Here is a 15,991-nt window from a genome sequence, read left to right on the forward strand (position 1 = left end):
GGTCATCCTTTCATCGCGCCGGACATGAAGCCGCGCACGTAGTGTCGTTGGAGCAGCAGGAACAGAACGATGCACGGAAGGGCGAGCACGACGACGCCCGCTTCGGTGGCCCCGTAGTCGACGACACCCTGGACCTGGCCCCGCAGATTGGACACAGCGAGCGGAAGGGTCATCCGCTCGGTGTCGTTGATGAGGATCAGCGGTGCCATGAAGTCGTTCCACGCGGTGAGGAACGCGAACAGCCCGACGGTGATGAGGCCCGGCTTCACCGCGGGCAGCAGCACCCGCCACAGCGCGCTGAACGTCGAGCAGCCGTCGACCATCGCGGCCTCGTCCAACTCGCGTGGCACCGCCTCGAAGGAGATGCGCATCAGGAAGGTGGAGAACGGCAGCTGGAACATCGTCAGCACCAGCGCCACGCCGACGAGCGAGTTCTCCAGCCCCACCTCGTTGAGCAGCACGTAGAGCGGGATCAGCAGCGTCGCGTACGGGACCATCAGGATGGCGAGCGTGACCAGGAACAGGATGTTCTTGCCGGGAAACCGGAACCGGGCGAACGCGTAGCCACCGAGGAGCGAGATCAGCAGCGTCAGCGCGACCGCGAGCAGGGCGACGAACGCAGTGTTCGCGAGGTAGCGCCAGATGCCGGCCTGATAGTTCGCCAGCGTCTCGTAGTTGCCGAAGCCCCAGCCGTCCACCTGGTTCGTGCCGGCCCGCGGGCCGACCGAGGCGACGGCCGTCCAGAGCAGCGGAGCCAGGAAGATCAGCCCGACCGCTCCGGAGAACACCCAGTACGGCGTGCGCAGCGCGATGCCGGCGATGGTGACGCCGTTGGGTCTGCCCCGGCGGGCGGGGCCCGGGACGGATGGCGGAGTCGCGCCGTCGGTGATGCGGGCACGGGATACGGCGACCATCGGTGTCAGCTCTCCTCGGACCGGAAGGCGCGCAGTTGCAGCGCGTTGATGAGGACCAGGGCCAGCAGCACGATGAGGGAGAGCGCCGCCGCCACACCGAGGTCGTTCTGACCTTGGAACGCCACCATGTAGATGAGCTGGACGACGGTGATGGTGCTGTTGTCCGGCCCGCCCTTCGTCAGGATGTAGAACTGCTCGAAGGCGAGCAGCGATCCCGTCACGCAGAGCACGGTCGTCAGCGCCAGGGTCGGACGCAGCAACGGCAGGGTGATCTTCCGGAAGGTCTGCCACCGGCTGGCGCCGTCCGCGCGGGCGGCCTCGTACACGTCCGCCGGTATGCCCTGGAGGCCGACCAGCATGAGCACCATGTAGAAGCCGGCGTAGCGCCACACGATGAGGAAGGTCGTCGAGATGAGCGCCGCGGTCGGTGAACCGAGGAAGGTGATGCCGAGCCGGTCCAGCACGGGCGCCAGGGGGCTCGCGTACGGCGAGTAGAGCACGTAGAACAGCAGGGACGCCGACGCCAGCCCGAGAGCACTGGGGATCAGGAACGACGCGCGGAGCAGGTTGTTCCACCGGCTCGACTCCTGCACGAGCAGGGCCAGCCCCAGGCCGAGCGCCAGGAGCAGCACGGTCGCCAGCACGGTGTACTTGACGGTGAACACCACCGAGTCGGTGAAGAACCGGTGGTTGACCGCCTTCACGAAGTTGTCGGGAGCGTTGATCCCCTGGTCGCCGGTGAGCAGCGGCCATCTCGACACCGACATCCGGATGACGAGCAGCAGCGGTACGGCGAACAGCGCCACGACGAACACCGCGGTCGGTGTCGCGTAGAGCCAGCCCAGCAGGGCCTGACGGCCGCGTGGCCGGGCACGGCCCCGCATCGCCGCACTGGGCGGGCGAGACGGTGCGGTGACTCTCATGGGAACCTCTCGATCGGTCGGCGGTCGGGCGGTGTGTCGGTCGGGTCCCGCCGGGGGCGTGTGCCGGGAAGCCGTCGTTCGGCACACGCCCCCGGTGGGCACCTACTGCTTGAGCACGGCGGTGATCTCGCCGTTGTCCTTCTGCAGGTCGCCGCTGCCGTTCAGAACCCGGTTGCGGACGAGGGTCAACCACGGGCTGTTCGGCGCGTTGAACGCCTGCTGGAAGTTCAGCGCGACGGGGGTGTCGCCCTTGCCGGCCGCCTCGTTGATGGTGACCAGCCGCGGGTCCTCGGCGGCGTACTTGTTGTTCGCGAGGTCGGCGCGGGACACCACGTCCTTGTTCTTCGCCAGCACCTCGACCTGGGCCTCCTCGGACATCATCCAGCTGAGGAAGTTCCAGGCCTGGGCCGCCTTCTTCGAGTCCTTCGAGACGCCGATGCCGTCGCCGCCGACGAAGGTGGAGCCACCACCGGTGGGGCCGGGGATCGGGGCCACGCCGACGTCGAACGGGGTCGAGGAGAGCAGCGTCGCCGGGTAGAGCATCAGACCGACCTTGCCCTCGGTGAACGGGGCGGTCCAGGTCGGGCCCGTCTCACCCGCCGAGGCGGGCAGCACGGCTCCGGACTTCCACAGGTCGTTCCAGGTGCTGTAGACCTTCTGGGCGGTGTCGTCGGCGAGCTTGGACTCGGTGCCGTCCTCGCTCAGCACCTCACCACCGCCGGCCCAGACGGAGGGGAACCAGGTGAAGACCAGGCAGCCGCCGCAGTTCAGACCGGTCGCCGTGCCGTAGACGCCGGCCTTCTTCGTCGCCTGGACCGCCTTGGCGGCGGCGGCGTACTCCTCCAGCGTCGCCGGGGCCTTCTCCGGGTCCAGCCCGGCCTCCCTGAACAACTGCTTGTTCCAGAACAGCATCGACAGGTCCAGCACGAAGGGCAGGACGTGCTTCTTGCCGTCCACCGTGCCGGCCGAGAGGTGCCCCTTGTTGATGGAGTCCTTGAAGCCGAGGCCGTCGATGTTCGAGCTGAGGTCCTGGAAGAGGCCCTGCTGCACCCAGTTCGGCACGTAGACGATGTCGGCGGCGAAGAGGTCCGGAAGGCCGTCCGAGCCCGCCGCCGCACCGACCTTCGCGACGTAGTCGTCGTTGGGGACGACGGTCAGCTTGACCTTGTTCTGGTGGCCGGCGTTGTACGCGTCGACGAGGAGCTTCGCCTGCTTCTCCAGCGGCGCGCGGGTCCACAGGGTGAGTTCGCTGCCGTCGTCGACGCCGTTGGGGCCGGCCTCGGCCGCACTGGTGCCGCCGTCGTCGCTGCCGCACGCTGCCATGCCCACGGTCAGCGCCGCCACGAGGACTCCTGCCAGCGAACGCAGAGCAGTGCGCCTGCCCAAGGTTCTTCTCATGGTTCCTCTCCTAGGTTTCATCGTTCGGAGGGAGCCGCTACGCGGGCCCCGCGAGCGAGGGTCAGTCCGGGTGCGTTGGTGTCGCTCGGCGGGCGGGAGCCGCTGCGCGTCCGGGCAGGTGCGGCGGATCGTGTCGGCAGCCGTGGGCAGCGAGGTCCACTGGCGACCGTCCGGCACGTCGCGAGATTGCCGCGTTCTCATCGCGCCCCCGCCTCCCGCCGGATCCGGCGCGGCTGGTGCAGCACGTCGTTACCGCCGCGACCGGGGTGGTGGATGTCACTTTCCGCCGCTAGCGTGGCGCACGAAAACGATTTCGGCAAGATGTCGGACGGGTAAAACCTGAACCCCACTCGCCGGGGCCCTTGCCGTCCTACATAGGCAGAGTGCGCACCTGACCTGGCGGTGACGCGCATGCCGTGTTCTTTGAAAAGCTTGCGAAAGGGTTTCGGTAGGCCGACGGTGCGTCCACGGTGCCCCGACGTCGGGCGGCTCCGCTTCAAGAGCGTTCGGGGCCGCGACCGCGGGACAGCACCGCCGTCGGCGACGCGCCGTCGGATGTCACCGACCGCCGGCGGCCAGCTCGGCGAGCATCCCCTCACAGCTGCGCACGACGACCTGCGCGCCGCGCCGTTGGGCCAGCGGGAGCAGCGGGTCCTCGGCACGGTCCCGCCACCGCCACTGCGCGTCGGCGGCGACCTCCCAGAGCCGCTGCACGGTCGCCTCGTGCTCGACGCCGAGTCGGGCGGCCAGCCCGACCCCGTCACCACCGATCAGCCGCTGCGCCTCGGTGGCCAGCTCGGCGTCGAAACCGAGCCGGCTGTTCCGCAGCGCCACCAGCAGACGGAGTTCCCGGAACTCGTGCGCGCCGGCGAGGATCTGCTCGACCGCGCCGACCAGCTCGTCGGCGCCCCGGACGGGCTCGGCTCGCAGCAGGGCCTCCACCGCGGCCAGCGCCGACCGAGCCTTGAGCGTGTCCCGGCGGTCGATGAAGCAACGGGTCATCGACTCGCGCAGCTCGGTGAGCCCGCTGCGCCGGATGAGCTCGGCGGACAGCTTCACCCGGCTGTCGAACCCGGTTCGCACCAGCGTCGTCGCGAGCCGGATCCCGAAGAGCCCGAACCGGTCCAGCAGCGCCGCGCGCACCTCGGGGTCCAGCCGTACCGGCAGCTCGCCGCGGAGGAAGCGGTCGGCGGAGAGCAGGTGCGCCTCCAGGTCCGCCCGGGGCACCCGGGCCAGCACCGCGAGCGCGGCGAAGTCCGACTCGCTGAGCACCCGGCCCGCCAGGCCGACCGCCCCGCTGCACGCCACCACGTTCACGCACACCGCGCTGACCCGCGGATCGCGGTAGTGACGTCGGGCCAACTGTCGGGCGGTGAGCAGCCCGTCGATCCGGCCGCCACCAGTCTCGTCCGCCCTGGACAGCACCATGATCACGTTCACCGGAGCGGCCTGCCCGACGGCACTCTCCCGGCCGGACTCCAGCACCCGCAGATCGCTGTCGCGGCCATCGCGGGTCAGGTACAACACCGCGTCCGCGTCCCGCAGCACCCGTTCCATCACCGGCACGCGACCCTGCTCGGCGCCGCCGGTGACCGCCGGGGTGTCGATCAGGGTCACCTGGCGCAGTGCCCGCGTCGGCCACCGCACCACGATGTCCCGCACCTCCCCCGCCCCCCAACCGAGGTCCACCCGCATCCCCGTGGCCGACTTGACCACCGCCAGCTCCTGCGGGGGCTGGCCGGCCGGGTAGGCGGTGGCGCGCGGCTGGGCGCCGTCCTCGTACCAAGTGAAGACGCCGTCGGCTCCCTCGACCGGCGCGACCTCCTCCCCCATCAGCGCGTTCAGCACCGTCGACTTGCCGGAACGCCAGGGGCCCGCGACCGCGATCCGCAGCGGTTGCTCCAACCGGGCCACCTGGTGCCGCAACTGCCCGACGGCCCGGGGATTGTCCTGGTAGAGCTCGATGGCCTGATGCAGCAACCCCCACGCGGCCTCGTCCAACCGCAGCCCGACGGTCACGCCCGAGGCTCCAGCAGCACCGGGGTGGAACGGGTGCCGCTCAGTTGCTGAGCCTGCTCGTAGAGCGCGGCCAACCGGGTCATCTTCAGCCGGATCTCGCGCTGCCGCTGGTCACGCAGCGCCGCATCGGTGTCGGCCTCCTGCTTCGCGCTGCGGAACGACTGGACGATGGCCTCCTGGAGTTCCTCGGTCAGCCCCGTGAAGTGGTCGCGCAGCATCCGCTGCACCTGCCGGGCGGCGTCCCGGCAGTCCCTGATCATCCGGACGAAGAAGTCGTCGACGTGCCGCTGGATCGCCGTCTTGACGGTCGCCTGCCGGCGGCGCAGCAACTGCTTGCTCTCGTCGCGGATGCTCTTGCCGCCGAAGAGCGCGCCGATGCCGACCGACACCGGATTGATCATCGGCATTCCGGCCAGCGTCGTCGCCAGACCGAACATCAGCATGCCGCCGTACGAGCCCTTCATGCCGGTGAACAGCTTCTGACCGGTGGTGAACCGGTCGATCCTCGGCCGCTCCAGCTCCGGCAGCCGGCCACCGAAGTCGTCCGGCATCGTCATCGACCAGGGCGGCAACACGTCGTAGCCGTACCGGGCGAAGTTGGCCGCCACCCGGCGGGCGATCCAGTCGCAGCGCTGGATCAGCCACTCGTGGTTCGCCTCCGCGGCCTCCACGAGGCTCCGCTCCAGCCAGTCCTGGAAGGTGTCCCACGCGACCAACGGGTCCGCCGTGTCGAACGCCTCGTCCACTGTGCGCAGGATCTGCCGGGTCCGGTCGCGCAGGTCGTACTCGATGTCCGAGAGCAGGTCGGCCATCTCGTCGTTGAGCGTGTTCTGCCATCGGGTCGAACAGCGGCGCAGCTCGTCCACCTCACGCTGGGCCGCGTGCAGCCGCGAGATCGGCCCGGACTGCTCCTCGGCCTCCTGGGTCGCCAGCTCGGCACGCAGCGGCGCGGCCAGCTGCTCCACCACCGTCCGGGCCACCCCCTGCACCGAGGCCCGGGCCAGCTGATCGGCCTTGCCGGACAGGTCCCGCTGCAACCGGGCGATCAGCGCGGGAAAGCCGGACTCGGCGTTGAGGCCACGATCGTTGGCCGCGGCTGCGCGCAACCGCAGCGCCGCCGAGACCGGGATCAGGGGCGCCGGGACGCCGGCGTCGGCCAGGTGCTGCCGGTTGCGCTCGGCGACCGTACGCCAATCCGCCACCAGATCGGTCTTGCTCTGCACCACGACCACGTTCGGATGCGAGCGCATGACGTGCAGCAGCATGTTCAGCTCGGTGACCGACAGCTCCCGCGTGGAGTCGGAGACCAGCAGGACGGTGTCCGCGCGGGTCGGCGAGGCGACCTGGGCGGCGCCCCCGATCGCGGCGACCTCGTCGGTGCCGGGAGTGTCCACCAGCACCAGTCCGGCGCCGAGCAGGGCGCGGGGCAGCCCGATCTCGACGTACGCCGGGCCACCACCCGGCCGACGCCCGATCGTGCCGGCCACCCCCGCCGCGACCTCGTTGAGCGCCACCGGGGACCGCTCGACGACTGTCGCGGGCGTGGCGCCGGCGGGCCGGCCCGGAACCGGAGCCGGGGCCTGGACCACGGCGGCGGACGCGACGTCGGCGTGCTGTACCACGGTCGGCAGGACGGTCGTGCGGCCGTCGCCGACCGGACAGGCCGGCGCGTTGATGATCGCGTTGATCAGCTGACTCTTGCCCTGGTTCGGCTCGCCGATGACCAGGACGCGAAGCTTCGGGTCCAGCAGTTGGGCACGCTTCTGCCGCACCGTCTGGAGCAGGTCGCCTCGTCCGTGTGCGTTGCACGTGCGGGCAATCTCATCCAGCACGTCCAACCAGATCCCCGCCATCACCGCACCAAGTGTGCGGATTTCGGCTCAATTATCAAGAGGGACCGGATGTGGAACCGGAGAGGGCCGGACCGCCCAGGGCGATCCGGCCTCCCGCTCCTACCGGGAACCCCCGTCAGAGCAGACCGCCGGTGATGCCCAGCAGTCCATTGTCGGACGAGGTGTCCCCGCCGTCGAGCAGGTCGCCGGTCACGCCATCGGTGAGGCCGCCGGTCACGTCACCGACCGTGCCGGTGACACCGGGCACGAGCCCGTCGACCTGGTGCGTAACGCCGCCCACCACGGACGGCACGTCGAGCGGCGGGACCACGCCACCGACGGCGCCGCCGTCGTGACCGAGGCCCAGCCCGCCCAGGGTGTCGTCGATACCGAGGGAGCCGACGACACCGCCCAGCTGACCCTCGGTGCCGGAGAGGACACCACCGGTGAGGTCGCCGCCCAGCAGATCGCCGCCGAGCAGACCCGGGTCGGTGCCGCCCACCAGGCCGGTCGTGTTACCCACCGTGCTGGTGACGTCACCGAGCACCGGGTCCACGATGCCGTCCACCGGCTCCACCACGTCGGCGTCGAGGGTGTGCGCCACGTCGGACACGCCCGTCAGGTCGGTGTCGAGGCCGTTCGGACCGACGCCCAGGCCGATCCCCGGCAGCACGGTGACGCCGGCGGCGACCGTCGCCGGGTCGACCGCGATGGCGCCCAGCACGCCGGCCTTGACGTCCAGGCCACTGGGAGCGCTGGTGATGCTGATCTGCTGCGCCACGCTCTGGAGCTGACCGACCACGTCGGTGGCGTCGGTCACCAGCGGGTCGAACCCGAGCTGCTCGACCGGCGCCAGCGGCGCGAGGCCCTGGCCCGGGGCGTAGTCGACCACCAGCGGGACGACGTCCTGCACGTCGGCGGCCGTGATGTCGGTGAGCCCCGCGGCGTTCAGCGCACCCTCCGGGTCCAGGTCGAAGGCCGACCGCGCGTCGGGGTTCGTCAGCAGGTCGAGCACGAAGTCGTGGAGGGTCTGGTTCGAGTCCATGTGCGGGTTCTCCTCGGATGTGGCATGGGCGACCGTCGTTCGTCGACAGTGACGTTATTGCCGGGGGGCCGACCCGGACATCGGGGCTCGGCCCGCATCCTGTCCCGCTGCATTAGGGTCTGCGCAGCCTCCTACGTTAGGGGGACTGGGGGAAACCGTCCCGCCCAGATTAGGGTCCCGACCAGGGAGCGATCTCTGGTACGAACGTAGGAGCCCGCGGGGTTCGCCGGGGGTGGGTCGCCGACGCGATCGCCACCGGCCGGCCAACTCACGGGGGGAGAAGAGACGGATGCCGTACGTCCTGGGGATAGACATCGGAAGCACCAACACCGCCGCCGCCGTCGCGCGGCGACATGGCACGACCTGGACGCGTCCCGAGGCGGTCCCCCTGCACGCCGGCTCGACCCTCGTACCGTCGGTGCTGCACCTGGCGGAGGACGGCTCGCTGCACGTCGGCGAGCCGACGACCGACGACGGCAGCCGCACCACCAGGGACTTCGTCCGCCGGATCGGCGACGACGTGCCCCTGCTGCTCGGCGGCGAGGCGTGCGCGCCGCAGACGCTGACCGCCGAGTTGGCGACGTGGGTGGTGGAGCGGGTGTACGCCTTCGAGGGCGGCCCGGCCGAGGCGATCGTGCTCAGCCACCCGGCGGGCTGGCGCCCGTACCGGCGGGACCTGCTGCACCGGGCGCTGTTCGATCTGGGCCTGCGCAACGTCACGCTGCTACCCCGCACGGTCACCGTGGCCGAGAGCCACGCGGCCCGCGGGTTCGCGGGCACCACCGCCGCCGTCTACGCGCTGGGTGGCAACAGCTTCGAGGCGGCGCTTGTGCGCCGCACCCCGCGCGGCACCTACGAGAGCTTCGGCGTCCCCCAGGGCCTCGACCCGATCGGCGGCACCGACTTCGACGAGGCGCTGGCCGGGCACGTCCGCACCGTGCTGGCCCGCGAGCTGGCCGCCACCGCACGCCGGGGCACCCAGGCCGCCCTGCGCGGGCTGCGTTCCGAGTGCGACCGGGTCAAGCGGGAGCTGACCGTCGACCTGGCCGCCGACGTGGTGCTGACCCTGCCGACCGGCCCGGCTCGGATACCGGTGACCCGGGCACAGTTCGAGGCCATGATCCGCCCGACGGTGCAGGCCACCGTCGACCTCCTGCTGCGCACCGTGCACAGCGCCGGCCTGGCACCGGAGCAGCTCGACGGCGTCCTGCTGGCCGGCGGCTCCGCGCGCATCCCGCTCGTCACCGAGCTGATCACCGCGGCCCTCCCGGTCCCCGTCGAGGTCGAGCCGGACTCTCAGCTCACCGCCGCCACCGGGGCGGCCATGGCCGCCTGCCAGGTGGTGTCCCCACGCCCCCGCCGGCCGGCCCCGGCACCCGAACCGGCGGCCGTCACCCCTGCCAGCCGGGCCACCGTCCCGGCGCCGCGCCGCCCCCACCACGACACCATCGTCCCGGGTGATCCGCCACCCCGCCCCCCGGTCCGGATCCTCCCACTCGAACTGCCGAAGGCGTCCCGCCTGGCGCTGACCAGAAGCCGGGGACGCGAAGGATGACCACAATGATCATGAATGACGTCGCCGAGTCCAGGTTGATCCTGGGCAAGGGGCCGACGGCCCTGCTGGAAGCCGTCGGGGAGCACCCGACCGGCCCGCTCACCGTTGGCGTGGCCGGGCCCGGCGGCCACGGCAAGACCGCGCTGCTCGCGGAACTGGCCCGGGTCCACCAGCAGGCCGGGATCGCGGTGCGCACGGGCGCCCCGGAGCCGGGCGACCCGGTCGACCCCGACGCCCTGGTGCTGGTCGACGACGCGCACCTGCTCGACGACGCGCGGCTCGGGGCGCTGCTGCGCCTGGTGGCCACCCGTCGGCACCGGCTGGTGGTCGCCTACCGCCCGTGGCCCCGTTCGGCGGCCCTCATGGAGCTGGCCGACGCCCTGCGACGGGACGGGCGGGCCCTGCTGCTCACCGCGTTCACGCGGGAGCAGACCGCGGCGTGCCTCGCCGCCGTGCCCGGGCTGGGCCGGCGCAGCGACCTGGTCGACTTCGTGCACACACAGACCGCCGGCGTCCCCCGGGACGTCGAGCGGTTGGCCCGCGGGCTGCGCGGGTTGGAGACCAGCATCGGCGTCCCGGTCGAGCCACCCCGGCCCGTCGTCCTGGAGTTCGGCCCGGACCTGGAGGCTCTGCCCGCCGACGTCCGACGACTGCTGCTCGCCGTCGCGGCGGGCGTACCGCTGCCAGTGAGCATGCTCGGCGCGCTCCTCGGCCGGGAGCCGGAGGCGGTGGACGAGCTGATCGCCACCACCAGGGCGGCCGGCCTGCTCGGCGCCGACGGCCGGCTCGCGCCGATCGTCCGACGGGCCGTCACCGCGCTCAGCCCGGCCACGGACCGCGCCGCCGTCTGGCGCCGGCTCACCGAGTTGCAGCTCGCGCGGGGCGGCGCGGTGCTGCCGCTGGTCCGGTCGCTGCTCGCCGTCGGCGTGCTCGGTGACTGTCCCGCCCCGACACTGGCAGCCGCCGCGGAGGAGGCGCTGGCCGACGAGCCGGCCTTCGCCGCCGAGTTGTTCGCCGCCGCCACGGCGGCCGGGTGGCCGGCCAGCGCACGGCAGGCGCTCGCCGCCGCGCTCGCCGGTAACCTAGACGGGGCCCTGCGACTCGCGGACCGCCTGCTGGCCGCCGCCCCCGCCGACCGTACGGAGGCCGCCATGGTGGCGGCGACCGCCCTGGCGCACCGGGGGCACGCCGGTCGCAGCGTGGAGCTGTACCGCTGGGCGGGGACCTCCTCGTCGGTCGCGTTCGCCACCGTCGGCGGGCTCGCCACCGGCGACCCGTCCGCCGCCACCGAGCCGGCGCCGGGCGACCCGGTGGGCGAACCGCCCACGCTGCACTCCAGCGCCGCCCGGCTGATGGCCGACGGTGTACGGGAGAGCGTCACCGGCACGCCGACCGCCGCCCTCTCCGCGCTCGTGCAGGCCGCCGCGCTGCTGGAGCCGGACGGGCGGGCCGCACTCCTGCCGGACAGTCCGGCCGCGCTGGCCGCCCTCACCGCCGTGCACTGCGGCGAGCTGGAGATCGCCGAACGCGTGCTGCACCGGGCCCTGGCGGCCGGTGTCGGCGGCCCGCTGATGGCCCGCCGTCACCGGCTGCTGCAGGCCTGGATCCTGATGATCCGGGGCCAGACGCTGGCCGCCGCCGACCACCTCGCCGCGGTGGTGGCCGACGGGCGCCCGCTGGAGTCACGCGACCAGCTCTTCGCCGCCGCGCTCCGGATGGGCGTCGGCCGGCGCAACAGCGACCTCGGCGCGCTCAAGCGCGGCTGGGGGCAGGCGCTGGAGGCGGTCGTTCGGCACCCTGTCGACCTATTCACGCTGCTGCCGCTGGGCGAGCTGGCCATCGCGGGCGCCCGGCTGGGTGACCTGGCCCGGCTGGAGCCGTACCTGCGGGAGGGCCACGCGCTGCTCGGCCGGCTCGGCGGGCCGGCACTGTGGAGCGTTCCGCTGCACTGGAGCGGGCTGCACGCCGCGATCCTGACCGACGAGCCGGTGGCCGCCGACGAACACGTCGCCGCGCTGCTCGCCGCGGCCGACCACAGCCGGTACGCCGCCGTCATCGCCGCCGCTGCCGAGAGCTGGGTGGAGGTGCTGCGGGGCGTGGTCGACCCGGTCCGGGTGGAGGCCACCGCCCGGGGGCTGCACGACACCGGGCTGTGCTGGGACGGCGCTCGCCTCGCCGGGCAGGCCGCGATCCGCACCTCGGACCGGCGGGCGATGACGACCCTGCTGGAGTGCGCCCGGGTCCTCCAGGGCCGGCCGGCCGGCGCCACCGGCGGGCAGCGGCCCGCCACCGGCGAGAGCGTCACCCAGGTCGCCGACGCCATCGCCGGCCCCACCCAGCAGGGGCTCAGTGACCGCGAGTACGAGGTGGCCGAGCTGGTGCTGGCCGGGCTGACCTATCGCGAGATCGGCGACCGGCTCTTCATCTCGGCCAAGACCGTGGAGCACCACGTGGCCCGGATGCGCAACCGGCTCAACTGCGCCAACCGTGCCGAGCTGCTGGCGCTGCTGCGCACCATGGTCGCCGACCGTGCCAGCAACGCGGCCGGCCAGCCGTGGCCGCAACGGTCGGCCCGATGAGGCGCCCGCGCGGCGGATGCCGGTGGACCGAGCGGAGCGGAACGTGACGCCACCCGAGGACCGGCGGATCCGGGTCCGGCTCGTGGCCCTGGCGGCCGTGCTGGTGACGCTCTGGTCGTACGCGGCCTACCTGAGCGTCCAGGACGCGGCGGACCTGCTCCGGGTACGGGCCCTGGCGGACACCCTGGGCCAGCCCATCGACCGGCTGATCCTGAGCCTGCAGACCGAGCGCCGGCTGACCGCCGAGACGATCGCCGGGGCTGACCGGCCGGCGACCGCGCTCGCCGGGGCACGTGCGGGGACCGACCGGGCCGCCGTCGAGGTCCGCGCGTTCACCGAGGGCCACGACCTGCGGCTGCTCACCGCCGGCGCGGTCCGCGACCGGGCCGACGAGCTGGGCCGGCGGCTGAACGGCCTGAGCACCGTCCGGTCCCAGGTGGACGCCGGCCGGCTCGACCGCGCCGAGGCGGTCGACGGGTACGACCAGCTCGTCGACGCCGCCTTCGCCGTGTACGGCCCGGAGTGGGGCGCGTACGAGAGCGCGCTCGCCGCCGACACCCGCGCGGTGATCGCGCTGGCCCGTGCCCGTGAGCTGCTGGCCCGGGAGGACACGCTGGTCAGCGCCGCCCTGGCCGGTGACCGGATCTCCTCCGACGAGCGGCGCCGCCTGGCCGACCTGGTCAGCAACCAGCGGTACGCGGGCGCCGAGGCGACCGCCGGGCTACCGGCCGACGGCCCGGGTGGCCACCAGCGGCTCGCGGCGGGCCCGCGGTTCGCGGACCTGCTCGCCCTGGAGGACGCGCTGCTGCGGACGGACGCCGCCAACCCGTTGAGCGGGATCACCGTCCCGGCCTGGCGGGCGGCGGCGGACTCGGCCCTCGGCGCGCTGCATGAGTTGGTGACCACGACCGCCCGCGGCAGTGTCGAACGGGCCACGCCGGGTGCCGCCATGATCGTCGCGCGCACCGGCGTTGTGGTGGGTCTCGGCCTCATCGCGGTGATCGCGGTCCTGCTGAGCTGGGCCGGCACCGTCCGCCGGCTGACCGGGCAGCTGGCCCGACCGGGCGCCGACCGTCACTGGCAGGAGCCACCGGCCGCTGCGGCGCTGGCCGCACCCGATGCCGAGCTGGCCGTCGAGACCCCGGTCCCGCCCCGGGACGACACGGCGGCGGTGCGTGCCACAGTGGACCTGTTCCTGCGGCTCACCCGACGCAACCAGGCCCTGCTACGCGACCAGCTCAACCTGCTGGACGGCATGCAGCGGCGGGAGCGGTCCGCCGAGGAGACCGACGAGCTGTTCCGGCTCGACCACCTCACCACCCGCGTCCGGCGCAACGTGGAAAAGCTGATCTCCCTCGCCGGCGCGACGCCGGCCCGCCGCTGGCGACGCCCGGTGCCGCTGCTCGACGTCGCACGCGGTGCGGTCGCCGAGGTGCCGGACTACCACCGGGTCCTGGTCGCGCCGCACTGGCCCTGGTCGCTCGCCGGCCCGGCCGTCACGGACGTCATCCACCTGCTGGCCGAGCTGATCGAGAACGCCCTCGCCGTCTCACCGGCGGAGACCACCGTGCGGGTCGCCGGTGAGCACCGGCCGCAGGGCTGCGCGGTCGTGGTCGTCAACGACGGTCCGGGCCTCGACCCGACCGCGCTGGCCGAGGCGAACCACCTGCTCGGCAACCCACCCCCGGACGGTCCGCCCGCCGGCCCCGCCGGGCTGTACACCGCCGCCGTGCTCGCCGCCCGCTGTGGCGCACGGGTCTCGCTGCGTCCCAGCCAGCGTGGCGGGACGGCAGCGATCGTGCTCCTTCCGGCGCGGCTGGTCACGGTCACCGGCGGCGGTGGACCGGGCACGCCGCCCCCCGACCCCGCGCACCGGCCGGCACGGCCCGTCGCCGACGGGCAGGGCCCGAGCGGCCCCGCCGGGCTGCCGGTCCGGATCCGCCAACCCGGTCCCCCGCGGCCCGAACCCGGCACCACCGGCCCCGACACCGTCGTGCTGCCGGTCGCGAGAGCAGCAAGGAGACATCGATGACGCATGCAGTGGTCACCGGAGACAGCCTGACCGGCGCCCTGGACCGCCTGGTCGACCGGGTGCGCGGCGCGGAGTTCGCAGTGGTGCTGTCTCCGGACGGGCTGCCGCTGGGCGGGTCCCGACATGTCGGGGCGAAGCTGGCCGAGCAGATCTCCGGCATCGTCGCCGGCCTGCTGGCGCTGGGGTTGGCCGCCACCCGGACCTGTGACGCGGGCGAGCTGCGCCAGATCGTGGTGCAGATGTCACGGGCGTTCCTGTTCGTCGCCACCATCCGCAACGGGACGATCCTCACCGTTCGGATCGGTGGCGACGACGCCGAGGTCGGGGACATGGCGTACGAGGTGGCGCTGTTCGTGGGGCAGGCCGAGCGGCATCTGCCCGTCACCCTGGAACCGGCCTCCGCGGCGAGGAGCGGGGACACTGGTGTACACCTCCGACACCGCTGACGAGGCGTGGTACGACGACGACGCCGGGCCGGTGGCCCGTCCGTACACGATGACCGGCGGGCGCACGGCATCCGATCGACGGTTCGACCTGATCTCACTGGTCGTCGCCCGGCGGGGGGTCACGCCCGCGGGGCCGCTCTTCCCCGAACAGGCGCGGATCGTCGACCTGTGTCACCATCCACTGTCGGTAGCTGAGGTCGGCGCCGAGTTGGACCTTCCCGTGGGGACCGTCCGGGTTCTCCTCGGTGACCTGCTCACGGCCGGGCTGATCGAGACGCACGAGCCGCCGACGCTGTCGGAGCTGCCGACCGCGGACCTGCTTGAGGCGATACTCGTCGGGCTTCGCGCGCTGTGACCGGACGGGTGGCACCCCCGCCCGGGGGAGCGCAGGCGCGTGTCCGGTGACGACATTGAAGGGGAGACAGGTAGTGCCGGCAACACCGCCCCAGCCACGGCGCACTGTGGTGATCATTCTGCTGGACCGGATCGTGGCCATCGCCGCAGCCGCACGGCGGGTGCTCACCGGCCGGGGCGACGTCTCGCGGGCCACCTGGGTCGCCGTCGTCGCGGCGCTCGGAGTGCTGATCGCGACGGCGGTCTCCGTCATCGGGGTGCTGCGCACGCCGGAGGATCTGGCGCCGGTGACCCTGGACCCGATGCCGTCCGTCGACCAGGTGGGCACGCCGGCGGTCGACACGCCCAGGGCGCAGGCGAGACCGGCGGCCACCAGCCCGACGAGGTCGGCGCCCCCGGAAGCCACGCCGGCTCCGCACACCCCCGAGCCGTCGACCAGCGCGCCCGCACCGACCCCCACCACGGCGTCGCCCACTCCGGCGGCCCTGCACGCCGAGTTCGCCATCGCGGAAAATTCCCTGCTCAGCTACGGCGCCGCCGTGACGATCAGCAATCCGGGGCAGGTGCCGGTGGGGCAGTGGAAGCTGGCCGTCACCCTGCCCAGGGAGTCGCTGCGGGTCAGCTCGGTGGAGGGGGCGCGGGCCAGCCAGGATGGTGCGGTCTGGACGTTCGTGCCCGACGGAAGCGCCGGGCAGGTGCCCGGCGCCGCTTCGGTCCGGGTGACGTTCCGGGTCAACGGCGCGCCGGTCAGTTCCGCACCCACGGCGTGCACCATCGACGAGGTCGCCTGCACCGGCCTGCCGGACTGACCGGCCTCCCCGTTGCGGCGGGGGCTCTCGCTGACCGGCTCTTCCGCCGGTCCTGCCCGGGGGTGGCGACCACGTCGACCGGTGG

General features: G+C 73.1%; 12 protein-coding genes. 6 read left to right on the forward strand and 6 right to left on the reverse strand.

Annotated features, from left to right (window positions below; genetic code table 11):
- Nucleotides 1–2: 2 nt before the first annotated feature.
- The 6 genes from AB0K07_RS21990 to AB0K07_RS22015 all read right to left on the reverse strand — a co-directional run bounded on the left by AB0K07_RS21990 (nucleotide 3) and on the right by AB0K07_RS22015 (nucleotide 8,131).
- The gene (locus tag AB0K07_RS21990) at nucleotides 3–914 is read right to left on the reverse strand and encodes a carbohydrate ABC transporter permease (RefSeq protein WP_363757282.1); all 912 of its coding nucleotides are present in this window, start codon (nucleotides 912–914) and stop codon (nucleotides 3–5) included.
- A gap of 5 nt (nucleotides 915–919) precedes the next feature.
- Complete coding sequence (locus AB0K07_RS21995; protein WP_363757283.1) at nucleotides 920–1,798, reverse strand: sugar ABC transporter permease; 879 nt, start codon at nucleotides 1,796–1,798, stop codon at nucleotides 920–922.
- A 141-nt stretch (nucleotides 1,799–1,939) separates the two neighbouring features.
- Complete coding sequence (locus tag AB0K07_RS22000) at nucleotides 1,940–3,181, reverse strand: sugar ABC transporter substrate-binding protein (RefSeq protein ID WP_363757284.1); 1,242 nt, start codon at nucleotides 3,179–3,181, stop codon at nucleotides 1,940–1,942.
- 612 nt (nucleotides 3,182–3,793) lie between these two features.
- Complete coding sequence (locus tag AB0K07_RS22005) at nucleotides 3,794–5,254, reverse strand: GTP-binding protein (RefSeq protein ID WP_363757285.1); 1,461 nt, start codon at nucleotides 5,252–5,254, stop codon at nucleotides 3,794–3,796.
- Nucleotides 5,251–7,107: a dynamin family protein gene (locus tag AB0K07_RS22010; RefSeq protein WP_363757470.1), complete on the reverse strand. Its 1,857-nt coding sequence runs from the start codon at nucleotides 7,105–7,107 to the stop codon at nucleotides 5,251–5,253. The genes AB0K07_RS22005 and AB0K07_RS22010 overlap by 4 nt, the downstream gene beginning before the upstream one ends.
- 115 nt (nucleotides 7,108–7,222) lie before the next feature.
- Nucleotides 7,223–8,131 (reverse strand): IniB N-terminal domain-containing protein, encoded by a 909-nt coding sequence (locus tag AB0K07_RS22015; protein ID WP_363757286.1) that lies wholly within the window; start codon nucleotides 8,129–8,131, stop codon nucleotides 7,223–7,225.
- 289 nt (nucleotides 8,132–8,420) lie between these two features.
- Here AB0K07_RS22015 and AB0K07_RS22020 point away from each other — a divergent pair, with 289 nt between their 5' ends.
- The 6 genes from AB0K07_RS22020 (at nucleotide 8,421) to AB0K07_RS22045 (ending at nucleotide 15,906) form a co-directional block, all read left to right on the forward strand.
- Nucleotides 8,421–9,686, forward strand: coding sequence for an Hsp70 family protein (locus tag AB0K07_RS22020; protein ID WP_363757287.1), 1,266 nt, complete (start codon nucleotides 8,421–8,423; stop codon nucleotides 9,684–9,686).
- Nucleotides 9,687–9,691: 5 nt separating this feature from the next.
- Nucleotides 9,692–12,265: a LuxR C-terminal-related transcriptional regulator gene (locus tag AB0K07_RS22025; protein WP_363757289.1), complete on the forward strand. Its 2,574-nt coding sequence runs from the start codon at nucleotides 9,692–9,694 to the stop codon at nucleotides 12,263–12,265.
- 43 nt (nucleotides 12,266–12,308) lie between these two features.
- A complete protein-coding gene (locus AB0K07_RS22030) occupies nucleotides 12,309–14,297 on the forward strand; it encodes a nitrate- and nitrite sensing domain-containing protein (RefSeq protein WP_363757290.1) in 1,989 nt (662 codons plus the stop codon).
- Nucleotides 14,294–14,743, forward strand: coding sequence for a roadblock/LC7 domain-containing protein (locus AB0K07_RS22035; RefSeq protein WP_363757291.1), 450 nt, complete (start codon nucleotides 14,294–14,296; stop codon nucleotides 14,741–14,743). Before AB0K07_RS22030 ends, AB0K07_RS22035 begins: the two co-directional genes overlap by 4 nt.
- The gene (locus tag AB0K07_RS22040) at nucleotides 14,721–15,098 is read left to right on the forward strand and encodes a DUF742 domain-containing protein (RefSeq protein ID WP_363757292.1); all 378 of its coding nucleotides are present in this window, start codon (nucleotides 14,721–14,723) and stop codon (nucleotides 15,096–15,098) included. Before AB0K07_RS22035 ends, AB0K07_RS22040 begins: the two co-directional genes overlap by 23 nt.
- 109 nt (nucleotides 15,099–15,207) lie before the next feature.
- Nucleotides 15,208–15,906: a cellulose binding domain-containing protein gene (locus tag AB0K07_RS22045; protein WP_363757293.1), complete on the forward strand. Its 699-nt coding sequence runs from the start codon at nucleotides 15,208–15,210 to the stop codon at nucleotides 15,904–15,906.
- Nucleotides 15,907–15,991: the final 85 nt, after the last annotated feature.

Origin of the sequence: Micromonospora sp. NPDC049301 (genome assembly GCF_040678715.1) — a bacterium.
Classification (GTDB): Bacteria; Actinomycetota; Actinomycetes; order Mycobacteriales; family Micromonosporaceae; genus Micromonospora.

Bases quoted from the DNA above. Each gene is read 5' to 3' on its own strand.
- AB0K07_RS22015 (WP_363757286.1), bottom strand. From the start codon at position 8,131: ATGGACTCGAACCAGACCCTCCACGACTTCGTGCTCGACCTGCTGACG.
- AB0K07_RS22035 (WP_363757291.1), top strand. From the start codon at position 14,294: ATGACGCATGCAGTGGTCACCGGAGACAGCCTGACCGGCGCCCTGGAC.
- AB0K07_RS22025 (WP_363757289.1), top strand. From the start codon at position 9,692: ATGATCATGAATGACGTCGCCGAGTCCAGGTTGATCCTGGGCAAGGGG.
- AB0K07_RS21990 (WP_363757282.1), bottom strand. From the start codon at position 914: ATGGTCGCCGTATCCCGTGCCCGCATCACCGACGGCGCGACTCCGCCA.
- AB0K07_RS21995 (WP_363757283.1), bottom strand. From the start codon at position 1,798: ATGCGGGGCCGTGCCCGGCCACGCGGCCGTCAGGCCCTGCTGGGCTGG.
- AB0K07_RS22020 (WP_363757287.1), top strand. From the start codon at position 8,421: ATGCCGTACGTCCTGGGGATAGACATCGGAAGCACCAACACCGCCGCC.
- AB0K07_RS22010 (WP_363757470.1), bottom strand. From the start codon at position 7,107: ATGGCGGGGATCTGGTTGGACGTGCTGGATGAGATTGCCCGCACGTGC.